The following is a 14,952-nucleotide window of genomic DNA, read 5'->3' on the forward strand; positions in this document are numbered from 1 at the left end:
CGGACGGGGGTACGCCGATGGCGAAAAGACAGAACTACGGATTCGAGAAGCGACAGAAGGATCTCAAGAAGCAGCAGAAGCGCGACGAAAAGGCCGAGAAGAAGCGGCTCCGCGAACAGTTGACCGATCCGTCGGCGCCGCTCGATGCCGGCACCGAAGAAGCCGTGCGTGCGCTCTGCGCTGAAGGGTGGGAGTTGTTCGAGAAGTTCAGCGCGAAGGCCGGCACCGGCGAGTTCCATCCTTTCATTGCCGCCGACTACGAGACCGTGCTCGCGGCACTGCTGCCGCGTCGCGGCGCCGGGCTCAAGTTTCTCGAATGGGGCTCGGCCACCGGCGTGATCGCCATCATGGCCGACCTGCTCGGCTTCGAGTCGTTCGGTATCGAGATCGACATCGAGCTGGTGCACACCGCTCGCGATCTGGCCGAGCGCCACTACTCCGAAGCCCGTTTCGCTGCAGGGAGTTTCCTCCCCGCCGGATACGAGTGGCGGCCGGCGAGTGGCGACGGGCGCACCGCGACCATCGGCACCGGCACATCGGGCTATCTCGAGCTGGCGACGCCGCTCGATGAATTCGACGTGGTTTTCGGCTACCCGTGGAGTGGTGAAGAGCCGATGATGCTCGACCTGATGCGCGCCTACGGCCGCCCCGACGCCTATCTGCTGCTCAACACCGTCAACAACGGTGTCCAGACCTATCAGGGCGGACGGCTGCTGCCGGCCTAGTTCGGAAAACCGGCGCGCGCGATCCCCGGAATGATCTTGAGCGCGTTGCCGTAGTACAGCTTCTTCAGTGCCGCATCTGGAAGCCCGATGCCGTAGAGCTTCCAGAAGGCGTGGTAGTCGCGGTAGTAGTCGAAGTAGTCGTCGTTGGTCTCGAACACGCGCCAGTAGTACGGGTATTCATCCGGCTGATAACTGTCCTTGCCGAAGATCAGCCGGTCCTGGTACTTGATGAAGAAGTCGTGGGCCACCCGCGGCTGCCGTCCGATGTCGTAGAGCACTGCTCCGACTTCCGCATACAGATTCGGCATGCTGTCGAACATCCGGCCGAGCCGCGCGAGATCCTGCGCGTGCCAGCCGAGGTGCGCCAGCACCCAGATGGTGTTGGGGTGCTTCCTCAGCATCCGGTCGCGCTCGGCCATCAGCTCCTCGAACGCCGGGAAACGTGAACGGTCCTGGTAGCGCCGCTCCGGATAGATCGCCTGCTCGAGCCAGCGCTCGTTCTGGAAGTCGAGAGGCGACCAGAATTCCGCCGGATCGCCGGTGTGAATGAAAATGGGGATCTTGAGGCGTGCCGCAGTCTCCCAGACGATATCGAGTTCGGGATCGTCAAGCTTGAGGCGACTGCCGTCGGCCTTCTTGTTGCTCATCCCGAAGCCTTTCATGATCTCGCCCACCCCGACCGCGCCCGCCTTCACGTCGGCTTCGAGCTGGGCGGCGATCTTCGCGCCCGACCCTGAGCCGACATCACGCAAGTTGAGGGTCGTGAACATCACGAAACGGTCCTTGTAGCGGCTCGCCTTGATCGCGGCGAGTTGCTGGGTGAGGCGCTCGCCGGAGGTGCCGTTTGCGTTGACCATCACCCGCAGGTTCAGCGAGTCCATTCCCGCGCCAACCAGGTTGATGACCTCATTGCTGATGAGTGCGGGCGGATGTCCGTGAATGTCGATGACCGGATATTTCGCGCGAGGCACCTTGTGCACCGGCACCACCAGCGTCGAACGCGGCTTGTATTCGCGGATGCTCGGCACCGGCAGCGATGGCTCGCGCCCTTCGGCCGGACGCGGAACCACCTGCCCCGGCGTCTGCTGGGCGAGAACAGGCGTAGTGAGCGTAACGAGGAATGCGAGGGCGAGCCAGCGACGCATCGATCGACTCCGGTGGGTCAGGGACGAAGCGCAGTGAGGATCCCGACAGTACGACGGCGGGCGTGGCGGAGTTCCCGGCCACCACGCCCCGGCTGCGGCTACCAGTCGGTAGGCTGGTAGTCCTTGAGGAACTGCCCCCAGATATGTTCGCCGGTGTTGAAGCCGACCATGATCGGATCGACGATGCGCGCGGCGCCGTCGATGATGTCGAGCGGGGGATGGAAGCGGTGCTCCTTGGTCTTCCGTGCGGCGATCTCCACCGGATCTTCGTCGGTGACCCAGCCAGTGTCGATGGCGTTCATGTGAATGCCGTCGCCGTGGTAATCCGTGGCGGCGGTGCGCGTCATCATGTTCAGTGCGGCCTTTGCCATGTTGGTGTGCGGATGGCGCGTGGTCTTCCAGCGGCGGTAGAACTGCCCCTCGACCGCCGACACGTTCACGATGTGCTTGTCGCGCTCCGGCGTCCGCATCATCAATGGCTTGAGACGGGCATTGATGATGAACGGCGCGATAGCGTTCACCAACTGGACTTCGAGCAACTCCACCGAAGGCACTTCGGCCATCAGCAGGCGCCACGAATTGCGGCCCCGCAGGTCGACCTGCTGCAGGTCCTGATCGAGCCGCCCTTGCGGGAAGAGGTCATTCTGGGCCTGCAACTCTTCCGGCAGCAGCGGCACTTGCGACAGCTCGGCCGCGTGCGTGAGCCCTGCCACTTCGGAGATCCGCTTGTCGAACGTCGCGGGCAGCGTGCTCGATGCGTCGGCCTCGGGAAGCATATGGTAACCGCGCAGCCCTTCGTAACGACCGAGCAGCTTGCGTACCGGTTCCGGCATCGTGTGCAGCGCCGCCGTCTCGCCCTCCATCATGTGCTGATAGAAGTCGGGCGGACGACGCACCGTCTGGCAGGCGTTGTTGACGATGAAATCGAGCCGGTCGTGTGTCTCGAGCAGTTCCTTGCAGAAGGCCTCGACGCTCGGCGTGTGTCGCAGATCGAGTCCGAAGATCTCGAGCCGATCACCCCATTCACCGAAATCGGGCTCCTCCGCGTAGCGCGCCGCCGAATCACGCGGGAAGCGCGTGGTGACGATGAGGCGCGCACCGGCGCGGAGCAACTTGAGGCCGGCCTGGTAGCCGATCTTGACGCGACCGCCGGTGAGCAGTGCCACCCGACCGCGCAGATCAGCGAGTTCGGTGCGCTTGCGATAGTTCAACTCGGCGCAGCTGGGGCAGAGCTGATCGTAGAAGTGGTGAATCAGCGAATAGTCCTGCTTGCAGACATAGCAGTGTTGCGGCTCGACCTGTTCGCGGAACTCGGGGTCGGCGACGTCCTGCTGAGAGAAATCCCCAGGCGGGAAAAAGTTCGGGGTGGTGAATACTTCCTGCCGGCGGAGGGCACGGATCCCGGTGCCAGCGAGGACCTTGTCGTCACGCTGGATCCGCTTCGCCTTCCGGTCACGAATGGTGGCCTTCACCATCTGACGGCGGGCGGCCGTGTCGGGATTGTAGACCAGCCCGGCCGCGTTGAGGAGGCGGTGCCGTTCCTTTTCCGGGAGGGAGGCCAGAACCCCTCGGTCGGAGGCGATCAGCTCAAGGGTTTCGGCGGCGGCACGAAGGCGCTCCACCAGCGCGGGATCACGGGTTTCATCCAGTGACGTTGAATCAGGCGTCTGCATGGGGCCAAGGGTAATCCCTTGGCCCCCGAGGTCAATCGGTCAGTAGTTGCAGACCAGCGGGTCCCGATTGGTCCCCGGCACCAGGGAAATGAGAACCGGATCGTTCATCGGCGGGGTGCTGCGCAGGATCAGGAACTGGAGCTTCAGGGTATCGCCCTCGAAACGTCCCTGAAGCCGCATCCGGTCGGTGGGGTCAGTACGGATGTTCCCAGTGATCTCCAGGGCGTCCGATTCGACCGAGAAGGAGCCGGCGCTGTCGAGGGTGATGGGCGGGAACTTGGCCCGGAGGCAGCGCTGCGCGAAGGTCACCTGGGAGTTTCCGGCGGTGAGCTGGGCGCCAGCAGTCGCCCATTTGCCGCTGACCAGATCGCCCGGTCCGGCGGGGGAGCTGCCGCCACATCCGGCGACGAGCAGCAGGAGTAGCAACGGGCGGAACGACATCGGGCGCCTCACGGACAGGGTGGTACGAAAGATTCGGCTATCGGTGCGACCCGGCCACTCGGTGGATTGTCACTTCCCTCGAGCGAGCAGTTCGGGCCCTGCTGCCCCGGATGAGAGCGCTTCGCGTTCCTCTGCAGGCGCCTGTCGCGCGAGTTGCAGCGTCGCAACGGCCGACCCCGCGCCGACCAGTGCCCCCACGGTCGCCACAGCAGCACCGGTGAGGAAGCCGGTCACCGTGCCATTGACGAGCGCGGCCACGGCGACGGCACCGAGCGGGAGTGCCACGCCAGCCACCGCGCCCATCCGGGCGATGCGCCGGGTCTCGAGCGCGGTCACGGCCGCAGCGTTGCGGTTGCTGGAGAGCGCGAGCGCGAACACCAGGCCACTGATGGCTCCGAGAGTCGCGCCGATCCCGGCGAACATTTTCGCGAAGACCCACGCGCCGAGATAGAACTGCAGCGAGGAGTTCGCGAGGACGAGTGCCCCGGCGAGCAGCCCTGCGGCCGCACCCCACACCAGGGCCCAGAGGCCGGCCAGTACCAGAGCCGCACGGAATTGGCGGAAGATTTTCACAGGTAGCTCAACCAGGGATCGCTGCGTCGCTGCTTGATGGCCGCGAACCAGCGACAGAGAGGATAAAGGGCGACCACCACCGAGAACCAGATCAGGTAGATCCACGGGAGCGCCAGCGGCCAGCCCTCTGGCTGGGTCACCGGGAAGTTCGCGATGGTCGGCGACTCGAACATCCAGTGCACTCCGCCAAACCTGGCATAGCAGACGACCACGGCGATCGTGTGCAGCAGTACCACGTGACAGATGTAGTAGAACATCGGCACTCTTCCAAAGACGAGCGCCGGGCGGAGGAGTTTCGGGGTGCCACCGTCGAAGAGTCGCAGGAGCAGAAGCGCCGGACCCAGCGTCATCAACAGGTAGAGCAGCGACGGGGGATACTTGGTCGTGTTGAGAAACGACAGCACGGTAAAGAGCGGCGACGCCTGACCGCTCCAGCGCGACGGATCGCCATAGACGTTGAGCCAGCGCAACGCGACAAACGCCAGGGTAAATGCGCTCCCGAGTCGAAGCAGCAGTCGCCGGCGACGATCAGGGTCGAGCGCGAAGATTCCACCGAGGCCGTATCCCACCGCCGTCACGCCGACCCAGGGTATCAGCACATAGGCGGCGAAGATGGTGTGTTCCCCGCCGTTGTAGACGAAGCCAGGCTGGTGCAGGATCGTCCAGAGCGGCGCGAGCGCGCCGAGGGTCGCAGGCGTGATCCCATCGAGCAGGTTGTGTCCCGCGATCATCACGGCGCCAATTGTGGTCACCGCCCACGCTGGCAGGCGCATCAGCAGCGAGAGCAGGATCATCGCCCAGCCGAGCGCCCAGAGCACGGTCAGCATCGTGACGCGGAAATCAAGGTTGAACTGCCAGCCGAGCGAGCGGACCAGCACTACTTCGAGGACGATGAGCCAGAGCCCGCGCGTGAGCAGGAAGCGCGACAGTTCCGCCGGCGACTTGCGACGCAACGCGAGCCGGGCCCCGGTACCGGTGAGCAGGAAGAAAACTGGCGCACAGAAATGAGTGATCCAGCGGGTGAAGAAGAGCGCCACGGTGGTGGTGGCCGGATTCGTGGGATTGATACTCAGATCACCGAAGAAATCGCGCGTGTGATCGATGGCCATCAGGATCATGATGATGCCGCGGAGCAGATCGACGGAATCGAGGCGCGGGCGAGCGCTGCTGGCAGATGCGGCCATCTAGGGGATTCCGCGTGACGGGAAAATTCGAGCGTTCCGAAACGCCTTCCCCCAGTCGCGGGAGAGGCGCTCCGGAACATATGCCGTCGTCGACGGTGCGGTCTACCCTTACGAACCCGGTCGCCCTGAATTCAACTCGCCGTGGCTGGCGATCAGGACGGGGACGGGGTTGCTCCTGCGCCGGGGCCGGAGTCGTTCGATCGCTGCGATCCGGCGTGCCTCGTCCTCGGCGAAGAGGCGATCAAATAGCAGCCCGGCCCGACCTGCGCGAAGCGGCATGGGAGCGGCGGCGATCTCGTAGAGCTCGGCGATCAGCCTTCGTCGCTCCTCCTCAAGCCTTGATGCATGGCGAGAGGCAGTTGGCTTGGCCGCGACGCGACCGTGAATCGTTCCGGTAGCAGTCTGAGCAGCGAGCCGTGCGGTGAAACCCTCCGAAAGGGTGATGAGCGTAAACAGCGTGACGACGAGTACTCCCCAACGAGTCTTGGTCATGGTTCTCCTCCGAAGTGAATTACGGGGAACTGCGCGAACCAGCCTGGTCGGACGAGGTCTGATGGGTTGAAGCGCCGGGGTGCCCGGGGCTCCGGAATTCCTCCTTGTTATGGGTACACGACCCCGAGGGAGTCTCCATGGGGCTATTCTGAATGCGATGGGGTTTCGTACGTAGACGCCAGCGAAGTGGTTTTAGTCACACCCACCCGGGAGTTCACGTGCTGGCCAACTGGATCACCCTCTCCCGTTTTCCGCTGCTCCTGCTCAACATCCTGATTCTCTATCGCGGGAGCCCTGAACTGCGACTGGCGGGGGTCGGGCTGCTCTTCGTAGGGTTGATGCTCGACACGGTGGATGGCGTCGTGGCGCGGAAAACCGGCCAGACCTCGCTGTTCGGTTCGGTGCTCGACATCGCGGCCGACCGCACCTACGAGCTGGTGCTCTGGACCGCCTTCGCCGATCTCGACCTGATTCCGGTGGTCATTCCGCTGGTGGTGATCGCGCGGACCACTCTTACCGATGCCTTACGTAGCATCGGCGTCGCGCAGGGGATTCCGCCCTTCGACCAGCACCGCTCGAAGCTGGGGAAGTTCCTGGTCGGCTCGCCCCCGATGCGCACCGGCTATTCGGTGAGCAAGGTGGTGACCTTCTGCGGGCTGGCGCTCGCCCAGGCCTTCAGTGGCTACGCCGCCGATTCCCGCTTCGGCGTGCTCGCCCCGAAGATGCTCGACGCCTTCCAGATCACCGCGTGGATCGCCCTCGGCTTCTGCGTCTTCCGCGGTCTGCCGGTGATCGTTGCCAATCTGCGTCGCTACTGGGGAACCCCCGCGGATGCGCGAGGGTAGCTCACCTGCGCGCGGTCAGTGGCCGCCGGCGAGGGAGTAGGAGAATTCGTAGGAGTGCTTGCCATCGGCGATGATGATCAGGAAGGCGCCGGTGAGGCCGACCAGCTCGTCGGTGCCCGAGTCGGGGATCACCGTGATGGTCATCGCCTGCTTGCCGCCCGCCATCCACGCACTGTGCTGCAGCGAAAATGACCCCCGCTTGCCGTGCAGCGTGCCGGTGACGCGCTCCAGCGCGACATAGCCGGCAGAGCCCTGCACCGCCGTACTGGTGGCCAGCATCTGCCCCTTGCTGCTCCCCTCGATATCGCCATGAAAGGTCTTGTCGATCGACATCCGGCCAATCAGCGCCGCATCGGCGATAGCATCCGACGGCAACGCGCCCATCTTCACTTCAAAGGTCCCGCGCGCAGCAGTCATTGCACTTCTCCCTCGGCAGGAATCGAAACGGCGAGCCGGACCTCCCGACTCGCCGCATCGATCATCCATCATCTGTCATCTGTCATCTGTCATCTGTCATCTGTCATCCTGCTGTTCTACTTCGCGAGCTCCCCAATCGACCCGGCCAGCATGTGCGCCTTGGTCTGATCGACGGCCTTCGTCGCATCGCTGTGCAGCTGGGTTGCCAGTGCGCTCAGCGCGGTCTTGCGAGCGCTGCCCGACATCTTCTCGGCGCTCGCGAGTGCCGCGCGCGTCGAGGCGATCTTGTCGGACGAGAGGCCGTTGTTCCGCTCAAGCTGATCGAGGTAGGCGCGGCTCAGCGAGAAGGAGGCCGGCCAGACGAACTGCGGCTGGCCCTGCGCGTTCAGGTAGTCGAGGTGCACCGACTTGGCCGCATCGATCTCGTTCTTGCTGATCAGCGCGCTCGGCGTCAGCTCGAAGATGTCGAGCCCGCGGCCGATTTCCGACGACACGATCGACCCGTTGTACCAGTACACCGACCACGAGCCGGCGTTGCCCTGCCGGGTGCCGTCGATCGGGCCGCGGTCGAAGAAGGCGATTTCCTTCGCGTGGGCGACGTCGCTCCAGTCGAATACGGAAATGCCGCCCTGGTACCACGCCTGCACCATCACGTCACGACCCGGGATCGGGATCATCGAGCCGTTGTGGGCCACGCAGTTCTCGAGCGTGGTCTGGGCCGCCGGCATCTTGTAGTAGCTCTGCATCTGCAGCTTGCGATTGCGGATGTTGAAGAGCGCGTCGGCGCCCCACTCCATCTTGTCCGTCGCGCGGCACTTCGGCTGGCCACCGCCGCCCCACTCGTCGGAGAAGAGCATCTTGCTGCCGTCATTGCTGAACGTCGCCGAATGCCAGTAGGAGAAGTTCGAGTCGGCCGCCGCATCGATGCGCACCGGATGCGCCGGATCGCGGATGTCGAGCAGCAGGCCGTAGCCGCCGCAGGCACCGCCGGCCAGCCCGATCGCCGGGTAGACCGTGATGTCGTGGCACTGATCGGGGCCGGTCGGCGCGCGACGCGGCGCCCCCGGGCGCGGTGCGCCGGTCATCGCGGCAATCATGTTCGGCAGCCCCGCGCGGAGCGCGGCACTGTCGGCGCCGGTCGGCGCGCCGGAACCGCCACGCGCCTTGACGATGCTGTCGAGCATCGGGCGAGTGAACTGGGCCGGGAGCACCTGCTCCACGCCGCCGAAGGTGGCGGTGAAGGCACCCGACTTCTTGGCAGCGGCGAGGGCCGTCGCACGAGCAGCGGCATCAGCCGGTGCTTCGCCGTGAGTCGGCGGCGCCGCGAGGTCATTGAAGATGCGCGGCGACGAAACGATCGCAGCCTGCTCGGGATGCGCGAGCGGCACCTTGATCACTTCGATGCGGAAGTGAGCGGAGTTGGGATCTTCGCTAGGCGCCAGGTTGGAGCAGCCCGCGAGTTCATCGGCCGAGCGAACGCCGGAAGAGCCCGAGATGTAGACGTAGACATTTTCCTTGTCGTTCGGATCGACCAGCACCGTGTGGGTATGCGAGCCACGGCAGGTCTGCACGTTGCCGACATTCTTCGGCTTGGTGATATCGGTGATGTCGAAGATGCGAATGCCGCGGAGGCGATCCTTGCTGACCGGCGCGGGAACACCCTGGGCGCCGCAGTCGATACGACCCGTGAGGCCCTCACCCGAGACGAACAGCAGATTGCCATACACCGAGACATCGCTCTGCGAGGCCGGGCAGAAGTAGGCCGTCTTCAGCGTCGGCTTGGCGGTGTTCGCGATGTCCCAGATCTGGTAGCCGCTGTAGCTCCCCTGGATGGCGAGCGTGCCCTTGAAGGCCAGGTCGGAGTTGGTCGCGCCGATGAACTGGTCGCTCGGCGGCGTGTTCGAGACCAGGCGCATGTTCCACGCGGCCTCACCAGCCGGCGAACCGATCACCATCTTCGTGCTGTCCTTGCTCCAGCGAACCATCGTCCCGGGGCGGAGGCCGACGCGCGGATCCGGCGAAGGCGCCGACATCGACATCGAGCCGCCTTGCGAGGGAGCAGGCGTGGTGCCCGCAGTCGAGGACGACGAAGCGCACGCGGCGAGTGCGAGCGCTCCGGTCGCGAGCGATGCTCTGTACAGGAGGGTCATGGTGTACTTCCGGGAAAGGGACGGGGTCAGGCAGCGGGGGCGAACGGGCATCAGGGCTTCGCGGACGTGGCCGGCAATGCGTCGAGCATCTTGTTCATCCGGTCGATCTCGGAACCCTGGTCGGCACTCACATCGTTGGCAAACTTGAACACCACTTCATCCTGCGCGGCACCGTAACTGCCGAAGAGCTTCTCGACCATGGTGAGCGCGCCGGTGTGGTGCTGGATCATGAAGGTGAGGAAGCGACGGTCGAATTCCACTCCGCGCGAAGCATCGAGCTGCTTCATCTGTTCTTCGGTGAGCATCCCGGGCATCAGCATCACGTGGTCCATGCCATCCATCTTCATCTTCATCCCCATCGTGCCCGCATCGGGGACCGGCAGATTGTGATCGCGCAGCCAGCGCTGCATCGTCACGATCTCGTCTTCCTGGGCATTGATGATGCGCGCCGCCATGATCTGGAGCGAAGGACTCGCCCCGTGCGTGGGCGCCCACTTCGCCATCACGATCGCCTGGGAGTGGTGACCGATCATCCCGGACATGAATTCCACATCGGGTGCTGCGGGCGCGCGTGCGGCGCTCGCTCCGATGGGTCGGGTCGACGGCGCGGGTGCTGACGCCGGAGTGGTTCCGTAGGAATGACTGCAGCTGGAAAGGAAGACGCCGAGGGCGAGAATCACACTCGCCCGGGAAGTATCGGTACGCATCGTACGACCTCCGGTAGCAATTCTGTGCGAGCAACGATAGTACGGTCTCGCCACGGCTCGGGGCAAGTCCACTCGTTGCAGGCCGTTACGCCGATGTTTGGCCCGCCAACAGCAGATCGGCCTCCGGATACCCCGTCGGCAGGGTGACTCCGGCTGTCGTCGCCCCGGCCGCGAGGAGCGCGACGATCGATTCAGTGGTGCGTCGCGCCGACCAGTACGAGTCGACGCAGGCCCGGATGGCGAGCGCCAGCGGGGTGCGGCCATTCGCATCGGGGAGGTCGACCGGAGAGCCGCGCTCGAGGAGGAGCCGGACGACCTCCGGGCGGCCGCGCCAGGCTGCAACGTGGATGGCGAGCGAACCGCGGGGCTCGTCGAAATAGGCGTCCCCGGCGGTGAAAGGTGCGGCGACCGGCACGCCCAGGTCGAGCAGCCGGGCCACGCCCGCACGGTTGTTCGTCCCGGCGAAGCGCGCCAGGAGGTCGCCCCCCATCGCGAGCACTTCGGCCAGCAGCTCCGGCTCGGCCTCGGCGATCGCGTGCGCTGCCGCGCCCTCGTCGCCCGCGCAGGCGGCGATGAGCCGGTCGACGCCTTCGAGTTCGGGCACAAACCCTCGCTCTGCGAAGAGCGTGAGCACATCCCCACGGCCCGTTCGTGCGGCCGCGGCGAAGCCGTTATATCCCCGCGCGACGATGCGCGGATCGGCGCCGTGATCGAGTAGCAGGGCGATCATCTCGAGCGAGTTGTTGCGCGCCAGCGCATGCAGCAATGCGGTGTTGACGTGTGCCACCGCCAGATTCGGATCGGCGCCGTGCGTCAGGAGCAGTCGCGCTCCGTCGATGTCGTGCCAGTCGTGCTTGCGGACCAGCATCCACGCCAGACTCTCCGCAGTCAGGGCACCAGTCGCGAGCAACAGCTCGAGGGCACGATTGTCGTAACTCTCCGGCGTGTGGTAGACCACTTCGATGTCGTTGACGTCGGCACCGTGCGCAATCAGGAGCGCAGTGAGCGCCGGGTGATGTGCCACGCCGGCCGCACCATACAGGGCGGATTCCCACTCGGGTCTCGGCTGGTGCTCCGCTTCGAGCCAGCCGGTATTCGCACTCGCGCCCGCGGAGAGCAACGCGGTCGCCGTGGCAACGAAGGCGTCGGAGCGCGACGGATCGCACTTGAGATAGTTCGAGAAGCAGAGGTGCGTCAGCGGATCCCAGTGGTAGGGCCCGGCCTTCGCTGTCGCGAGGGTGCGGTCCGCGGCAAGGAAGGACGCGACCGCCGCGACATCGCCGACAATTGCCGCCGTGTGGATGCTGGCCGCCGCGAGCTCGGGGTGATCAGCGAGCATCGCATCAGCGCGCGCGGTCGTGCCCGTCGCGTGCGACCCCTCGCGTGGCACGCACGCGGCGCGAATGAAGCTGTCGGTCAGTCCGGGGAATTCGTTCATCGGGTATGCCTCGCAGGGGACACTCGCGGCCGCCATTGAAATTCCTTGAGCGCGATCCGGCCATTCGCGAAGCGAACCCCCTCATCGCCGAGCAGCATTCGCTGCAGGTCGTCGTGCCCTCGCCCATCGGAGCGCAGCGAGACCGCGCCCTGGGCGTTCACCACGCGATGCCACGGCAGGCGGCTCCCCTCGGGCAGCGCATTGAGCGCGTACCCGGCGAGCCGGGCGTGTCGCGGGAGTCCGGCGAGTGTCGCCACCTGGCCGTAAGTCGCGACCCGGCCGCGCGGGATCCGGCGCACGACGGCGTAGATCCGATCGTAGGAAGTGCCTGGGTGATTCGACGCCATTGGACCATCGAACGAAGTGGGAAGCCGGGTGGAGACCAGAAAAGTATCCCGTTTCGGGCTCGGCTTGACTTTGTAAACTACAAGTGTAGATCTACAGGCGTAGTTTTACACTTGTAGACTGGGAAGCAAGCCCGGAAAATCGGCTGCAACCCTTCGACCTCTACAGGTGTCAAAGCCGGAGTCATCCCTCTCTGTGGAGTCTGCGTCATGATGGTCCTTGCTGGGCTTCTCCTCGCCGTCCAGGCGCAGGCCAACACCCCACTCACCGCCACCGCCGCCACTTCGTCCATTCGGGCGACACATACTGCCGAGCCGATGGTGCTCGATGGCCGCGACGACGAACCTTCGTGGCGGACGGCGCAGATGGTGGACCAGTTCCAGGAGGCCCGGCCGAGCGAAGGTGCCGCCCCGAAGCAGCGGACCGAAATGCGCGTCCTCTATGATGCCCGCAATCTCTATGTCTTCGTACGCGCGTGGGACACCCACCCCGACAGCATTGTCCAGCTCCTCTCGCGCCGCGACGACCAGACCGCCTCCGATCAGATCATCGTGATGATCGATTCGTACCGCGATCGCCGCACCGGCTTCGAATTCGTGGTGAATCCCGCGGGCGTGAAGTCCGATTACGCCATCTTCAATGACGGCAACGAGGACTCGGCCTGGGATGGCGTCTGGGATGTCGCGACCAGGGTCGATTCGCTCGGCTGGACAGCCGAGTATCGCATTCCGTTCTCCCAGCTCCGATTCGCCGCCAGCGACAATGTCACGTTCGGATTCGCCGTCTGGCGCGCGATCCAGCGGCACACCGCCCAGGCCACCTGGCCACTCTACCGTCGATCGAAGTCCGGCTTCGTCTCTCAGTTCGGTGAACTCACCGGCTTGCAGGGCCTCGCGACCCCGCGTCGTGCCGAGATCGCGCCGTATGTCGTGACGAAGAACGAACCGCTGCGATCTGCGCGTGGCCTCGAACGCGATCAGGCCGTCTCGATCGGCGGCGACCTCAAGTACGCCGTCGCCTCGAACCTGACCCTCAACGCCACGGTGAATCCCGACTTCGGTCAGGTCGAGGCCGACCCCGGCGTGCTCAACCTCTCGGCCTTCGAAACATTCTTCAGTGAGCGGCGCCCGTTCTTCGTCGAGGGGAAGGGTCTCTTCACCATGAACCTCAACTGCTTCGTGGTGATCGATTGCAGCAGCGGTGAAGAACTCTTCTATTCGCGCCGCATCGGCCGGTCGCCCCAACTCGCCGGTGAATACGGTGACGCGTCGTCGCCCACCTCCACCAGAATTCTTGGGGCAGCGAAACTCACCGGGCGACTCCCGGGCGGACTCTCGGTCGGTGTGGTCGATGCCGTGACGGATCGCGTCGGCGCTTCGGGGGGTCGCACGCTGGAGCCGACCACCAACTACGCCGTGGTCCGCGCCAATCAGGACTTCAGCGGTGGCACCGGCAGTGTGGGCGTGATGCTCACCAGTGTGAATCGTTCGCTCGACAACTCGACCGAAGACTTTCTCCACCGCTCTGCCCAGGTCGCCGGCTTCGATGCTCGCCGACGCCTCGGTCGCTTCGAGGTCTCCGGCTCACTCGCATTCTCGCGAGTCGCCGGCAGCGCCACCGCCATTGCCGCCACCCAGCGCGATCCGGTGCACTACTTCCAGCGCCCCGACGATGAGATCTCCCTCGACCCGACCCGCACATCACTCACAGGTAACTCCGAGGAGTTTCGCTTCGCGAAGGTCGGTGGCAAACGGTCGCGATTCGAGACCGGCTTCGGTCGCAAGTCGGCCGGGTTCGAGGTCAACGACCTCGGCTTCCTGCAACAGGCTGACAAGTTGAGCTGGACCAACTGGTTCGCGCTCCAGTTCAACACCCCGAACAAGGTGTACCAGCGGCTCAACTGGAATTTCAACAACTGGGAATACTGGACGACGAGCGGCCTCGCCACGGATCGCGCGTTCAACACGAACGTGCACGCCCAATTCACCAACCGCTGGTGGCTCCATCTCGGTGGCACGGTCGGCAGCCTGGGCACTGTCTATTGCACCAACGATTGCACTCGCGGCGGACCCGCATTGCGTGTCGAACCGTACTTCGCGCCCTGGGGTGGAATTCAGGGCGACGATCGCCATCGCCTCGTGCCGAGTCTCTGGTTCAACTACTCGCGGACGGATGGCGGGCGTACCCACAGCTTCAATGTGAACCCGCAGGTGAATCTCAAGGTCTCCGATCGCTTCTCGAGCTCGATCGGCGTGAACCGCACGACCCGGATCGACGACACGCAGTGGTTCGGCAATTTCACCGACGCGGTCGACGTGACCCACTATACCTTTGCGCGCCTCGACCAGAAGACGGTGGGGATGACGCTGCGGATGGACTACACCTTCACGCCAACCGCCTCGCTCCAGCTCTATGCCAACCCCTTTCTCACCAAGGGGACCTACGCCAACGTGCGCGAGTTGAGCGATCCGAGAGCGAGCGACTACAACGATCGCTTCAAGCCGTACGCCGATCAGTCCGTGGCGGCCAACCCGGGCGGCTTCAACTTCAAGCAGTTCCGCTCCAACGCGGTATTCCGTTGGGAATACCGCCCCGGCTCGACGCTCTTTGTGGTGTGGAGTCAGGGACGCCAGGCGTTCGATCCGACGCAAGGACGGGAGACCTTCGGCGGTGATCTCTCGGCCCTCTTCGACCAGCGCGCCGAAGACACCTTCCTGGTGAAGATGTCCTACTGGCTCAACCGGTAGCGCGCATCGGCTGGAACATCGAAGCGGCACGCTCCAGCTCGGAGCGTGCCGCTTCGCGTCGTCACTCGTC

At 64.9% G+C, this 14,952-nt stretch carries 14 protein-coding genes; 3 read left to right on the plus strand and 11 right to left on the minus strand.

Annotation, left to right across the window (positions count from 1 at the left end; all coding sequences use genetic code 11):
• The first annotated feature begins 17 nt into the window (after nucleotides 1-17).
• The gene (locus V4558_09580) at nucleotides 18-725 is read left to right on the plus strand and encodes a hypothetical protein (GenBank protein ID MES2305749.1); all 708 of its coding nucleotides are present in this window, start codon (nucleotides 18-20) and stop codon (nucleotides 723-725) included.
• Here the strand turns inward: V4558_09580 and V4558_09585 are convergent.
• The 6 genes from V4558_09585 to V4558_09610 all read right to left on the minus strand — a co-directional run bounded on the left by V4558_09585 (nucleotide 722) and on the right by V4558_09610 (nucleotide 6,233).
• On the minus strand, nucleotides 722-1,870 hold the full coding sequence (locus V4558_09585; protein ID MES2305750.1) for an amidohydrolase family protein: 1,149 nt from the start codon (nucleotides 1,868-1,870) through the stop codon (nucleotides 722-724). The genes V4558_09580 and V4558_09585 overlap by 4 nt on opposite strands.
• A gap of 98 nt (nucleotides 1,871-1,968) precedes the next feature.
• Nucleotides 1,969-3,543: an SDR family oxidoreductase gene (locus V4558_09590; protein MES2305751.1), complete on the minus strand. Its 1,575-nt coding sequence runs from the start codon at nucleotides 3,541-3,543 to the stop codon at nucleotides 1,969-1,971.
• A 39-nt stretch (nucleotides 3,544-3,582) separates the two neighbouring features.
• The gene (locus V4558_09595; GenBank protein MES2305752.1) at nucleotides 3,583-3,984 is read right to left on the minus strand and encodes a hypothetical protein; all 402 of its coding nucleotides are present in this window, start codon (nucleotides 3,982-3,984) and stop codon (nucleotides 3,583-3,585) included.
• 69 nt (nucleotides 3,985-4,053) lie between these two features.
• Entirely contained in the window at nucleotides 4,054-4,557 is a 504-nt protein-coding gene (locus V4558_09600) for a hypothetical protein (GenBank protein ID MES2305753.1), read from the minus strand.
• On the minus strand, nucleotides 4,554-5,741 hold the full coding sequence (locus tag V4558_09605; protein MES2305754.1) for a heparan-alpha-glucosaminide N-acetyltransferase domain-containing protein: 1,188 nt from the start codon (nucleotides 5,739-5,741) through the stop codon (nucleotides 4,554-4,556). Before V4558_09605 ends, V4558_09600 begins: the two co-directional genes overlap by 4 nt.
• 108 nt (nucleotides 5,742-5,849) lie before the next feature.
• The gene (locus V4558_09610; GenBank protein MES2305755.1) at nucleotides 5,850-6,233 is read right to left on the minus strand and encodes a hypothetical protein; all 384 of its coding nucleotides are present in this window, start codon (nucleotides 6,231-6,233) and stop codon (nucleotides 5,850-5,852) included.
• Nucleotides 6,234-6,451: 218 nt separating this feature from the next.
• Here V4558_09610 and V4558_09615 point away from each other — a divergent pair, with 218 nt between their 5' ends.
• Nucleotides 6,452-7,078 (plus strand): CDP-alcohol phosphatidyltransferase family protein, encoded by a 627-nt coding sequence (locus V4558_09615; protein ID MES2305756.1) that lies wholly within the window; start codon nucleotides 6,452-6,454, stop codon nucleotides 7,076-7,078.
• Between the two features lie 15 nt (nucleotides 7,079-7,093).
• On the opposite strand, the gene V4558_09620 is transcribed toward V4558_09615, so the two are convergent.
• The 5 genes from V4558_09620 to V4558_09640 all read right to left on the minus strand — a co-directional run bounded on the left by V4558_09620 (nucleotide 7,094) and on the right by V4558_09640 (nucleotide 12,137).
• Nucleotides 7,094-7,495 (minus strand): DUF3224 domain-containing protein, encoded by a 402-nt coding sequence (locus V4558_09620; protein ID MES2305757.1) that lies wholly within the window; start codon nucleotides 7,493-7,495, stop codon nucleotides 7,094-7,096.
• Between the two features lie 116 nt (nucleotides 7,496-7,611).
• Complete coding sequence (locus tag V4558_09625; protein MES2305758.1) at nucleotides 7,612-9,645, minus strand: hypothetical protein; 2,034 nt, start codon at nucleotides 9,643-9,645, stop codon at nucleotides 7,612-7,614.
• A gap of 50 nt (nucleotides 9,646-9,695) precedes the next feature.
• A complete protein-coding gene (locus V4558_09630; GenBank protein MES2305759.1) occupies nucleotides 9,696-10,352 on the minus strand; it encodes a DUF305 domain-containing protein in 657 nt (218 codons plus the stop codon).
• 85 nt (nucleotides 10,353-10,437) lie between these two features.
• Complete coding sequence (locus V4558_09635; GenBank protein ID MES2305760.1) at nucleotides 10,438-11,790, minus strand: ankyrin repeat domain-containing protein; 1,353 nt, start codon at nucleotides 11,788-11,790, stop codon at nucleotides 10,438-10,440.
• Entirely contained in the window at nucleotides 11,787-12,137 is a 351-nt protein-coding gene (locus tag V4558_09640) for an MGMT family protein (protein ID MES2305761.1), read from the minus strand. The genes V4558_09635 and V4558_09640 overlap by 4 nt, the downstream gene beginning before the upstream one ends.
• 207 nt (nucleotides 12,138-12,344) lie before the next feature.
• Between V4558_09640 and V4558_09645 the strand changes: the two genes are divergently transcribed.
• Entirely contained in the window at nucleotides 12,345-14,882 is a 2,538-nt protein-coding gene (locus tag V4558_09645; protein MES2305762.1) for a DUF5916 domain-containing protein, read from the plus strand.
• The last annotated feature ends 70 nt before the right edge of the window (nucleotides 14,883-14,952 follow it).

This window comes from Gemmatimonadota bacterium, from assembly GCA_040388535.1.
In the GTDB taxonomy this organism is placed as follows: Bacteria; Gemmatimonadota; Gemmatimonadetes; order Gemmatimonadales; family GWC2-71-9; genus Palsa-1233.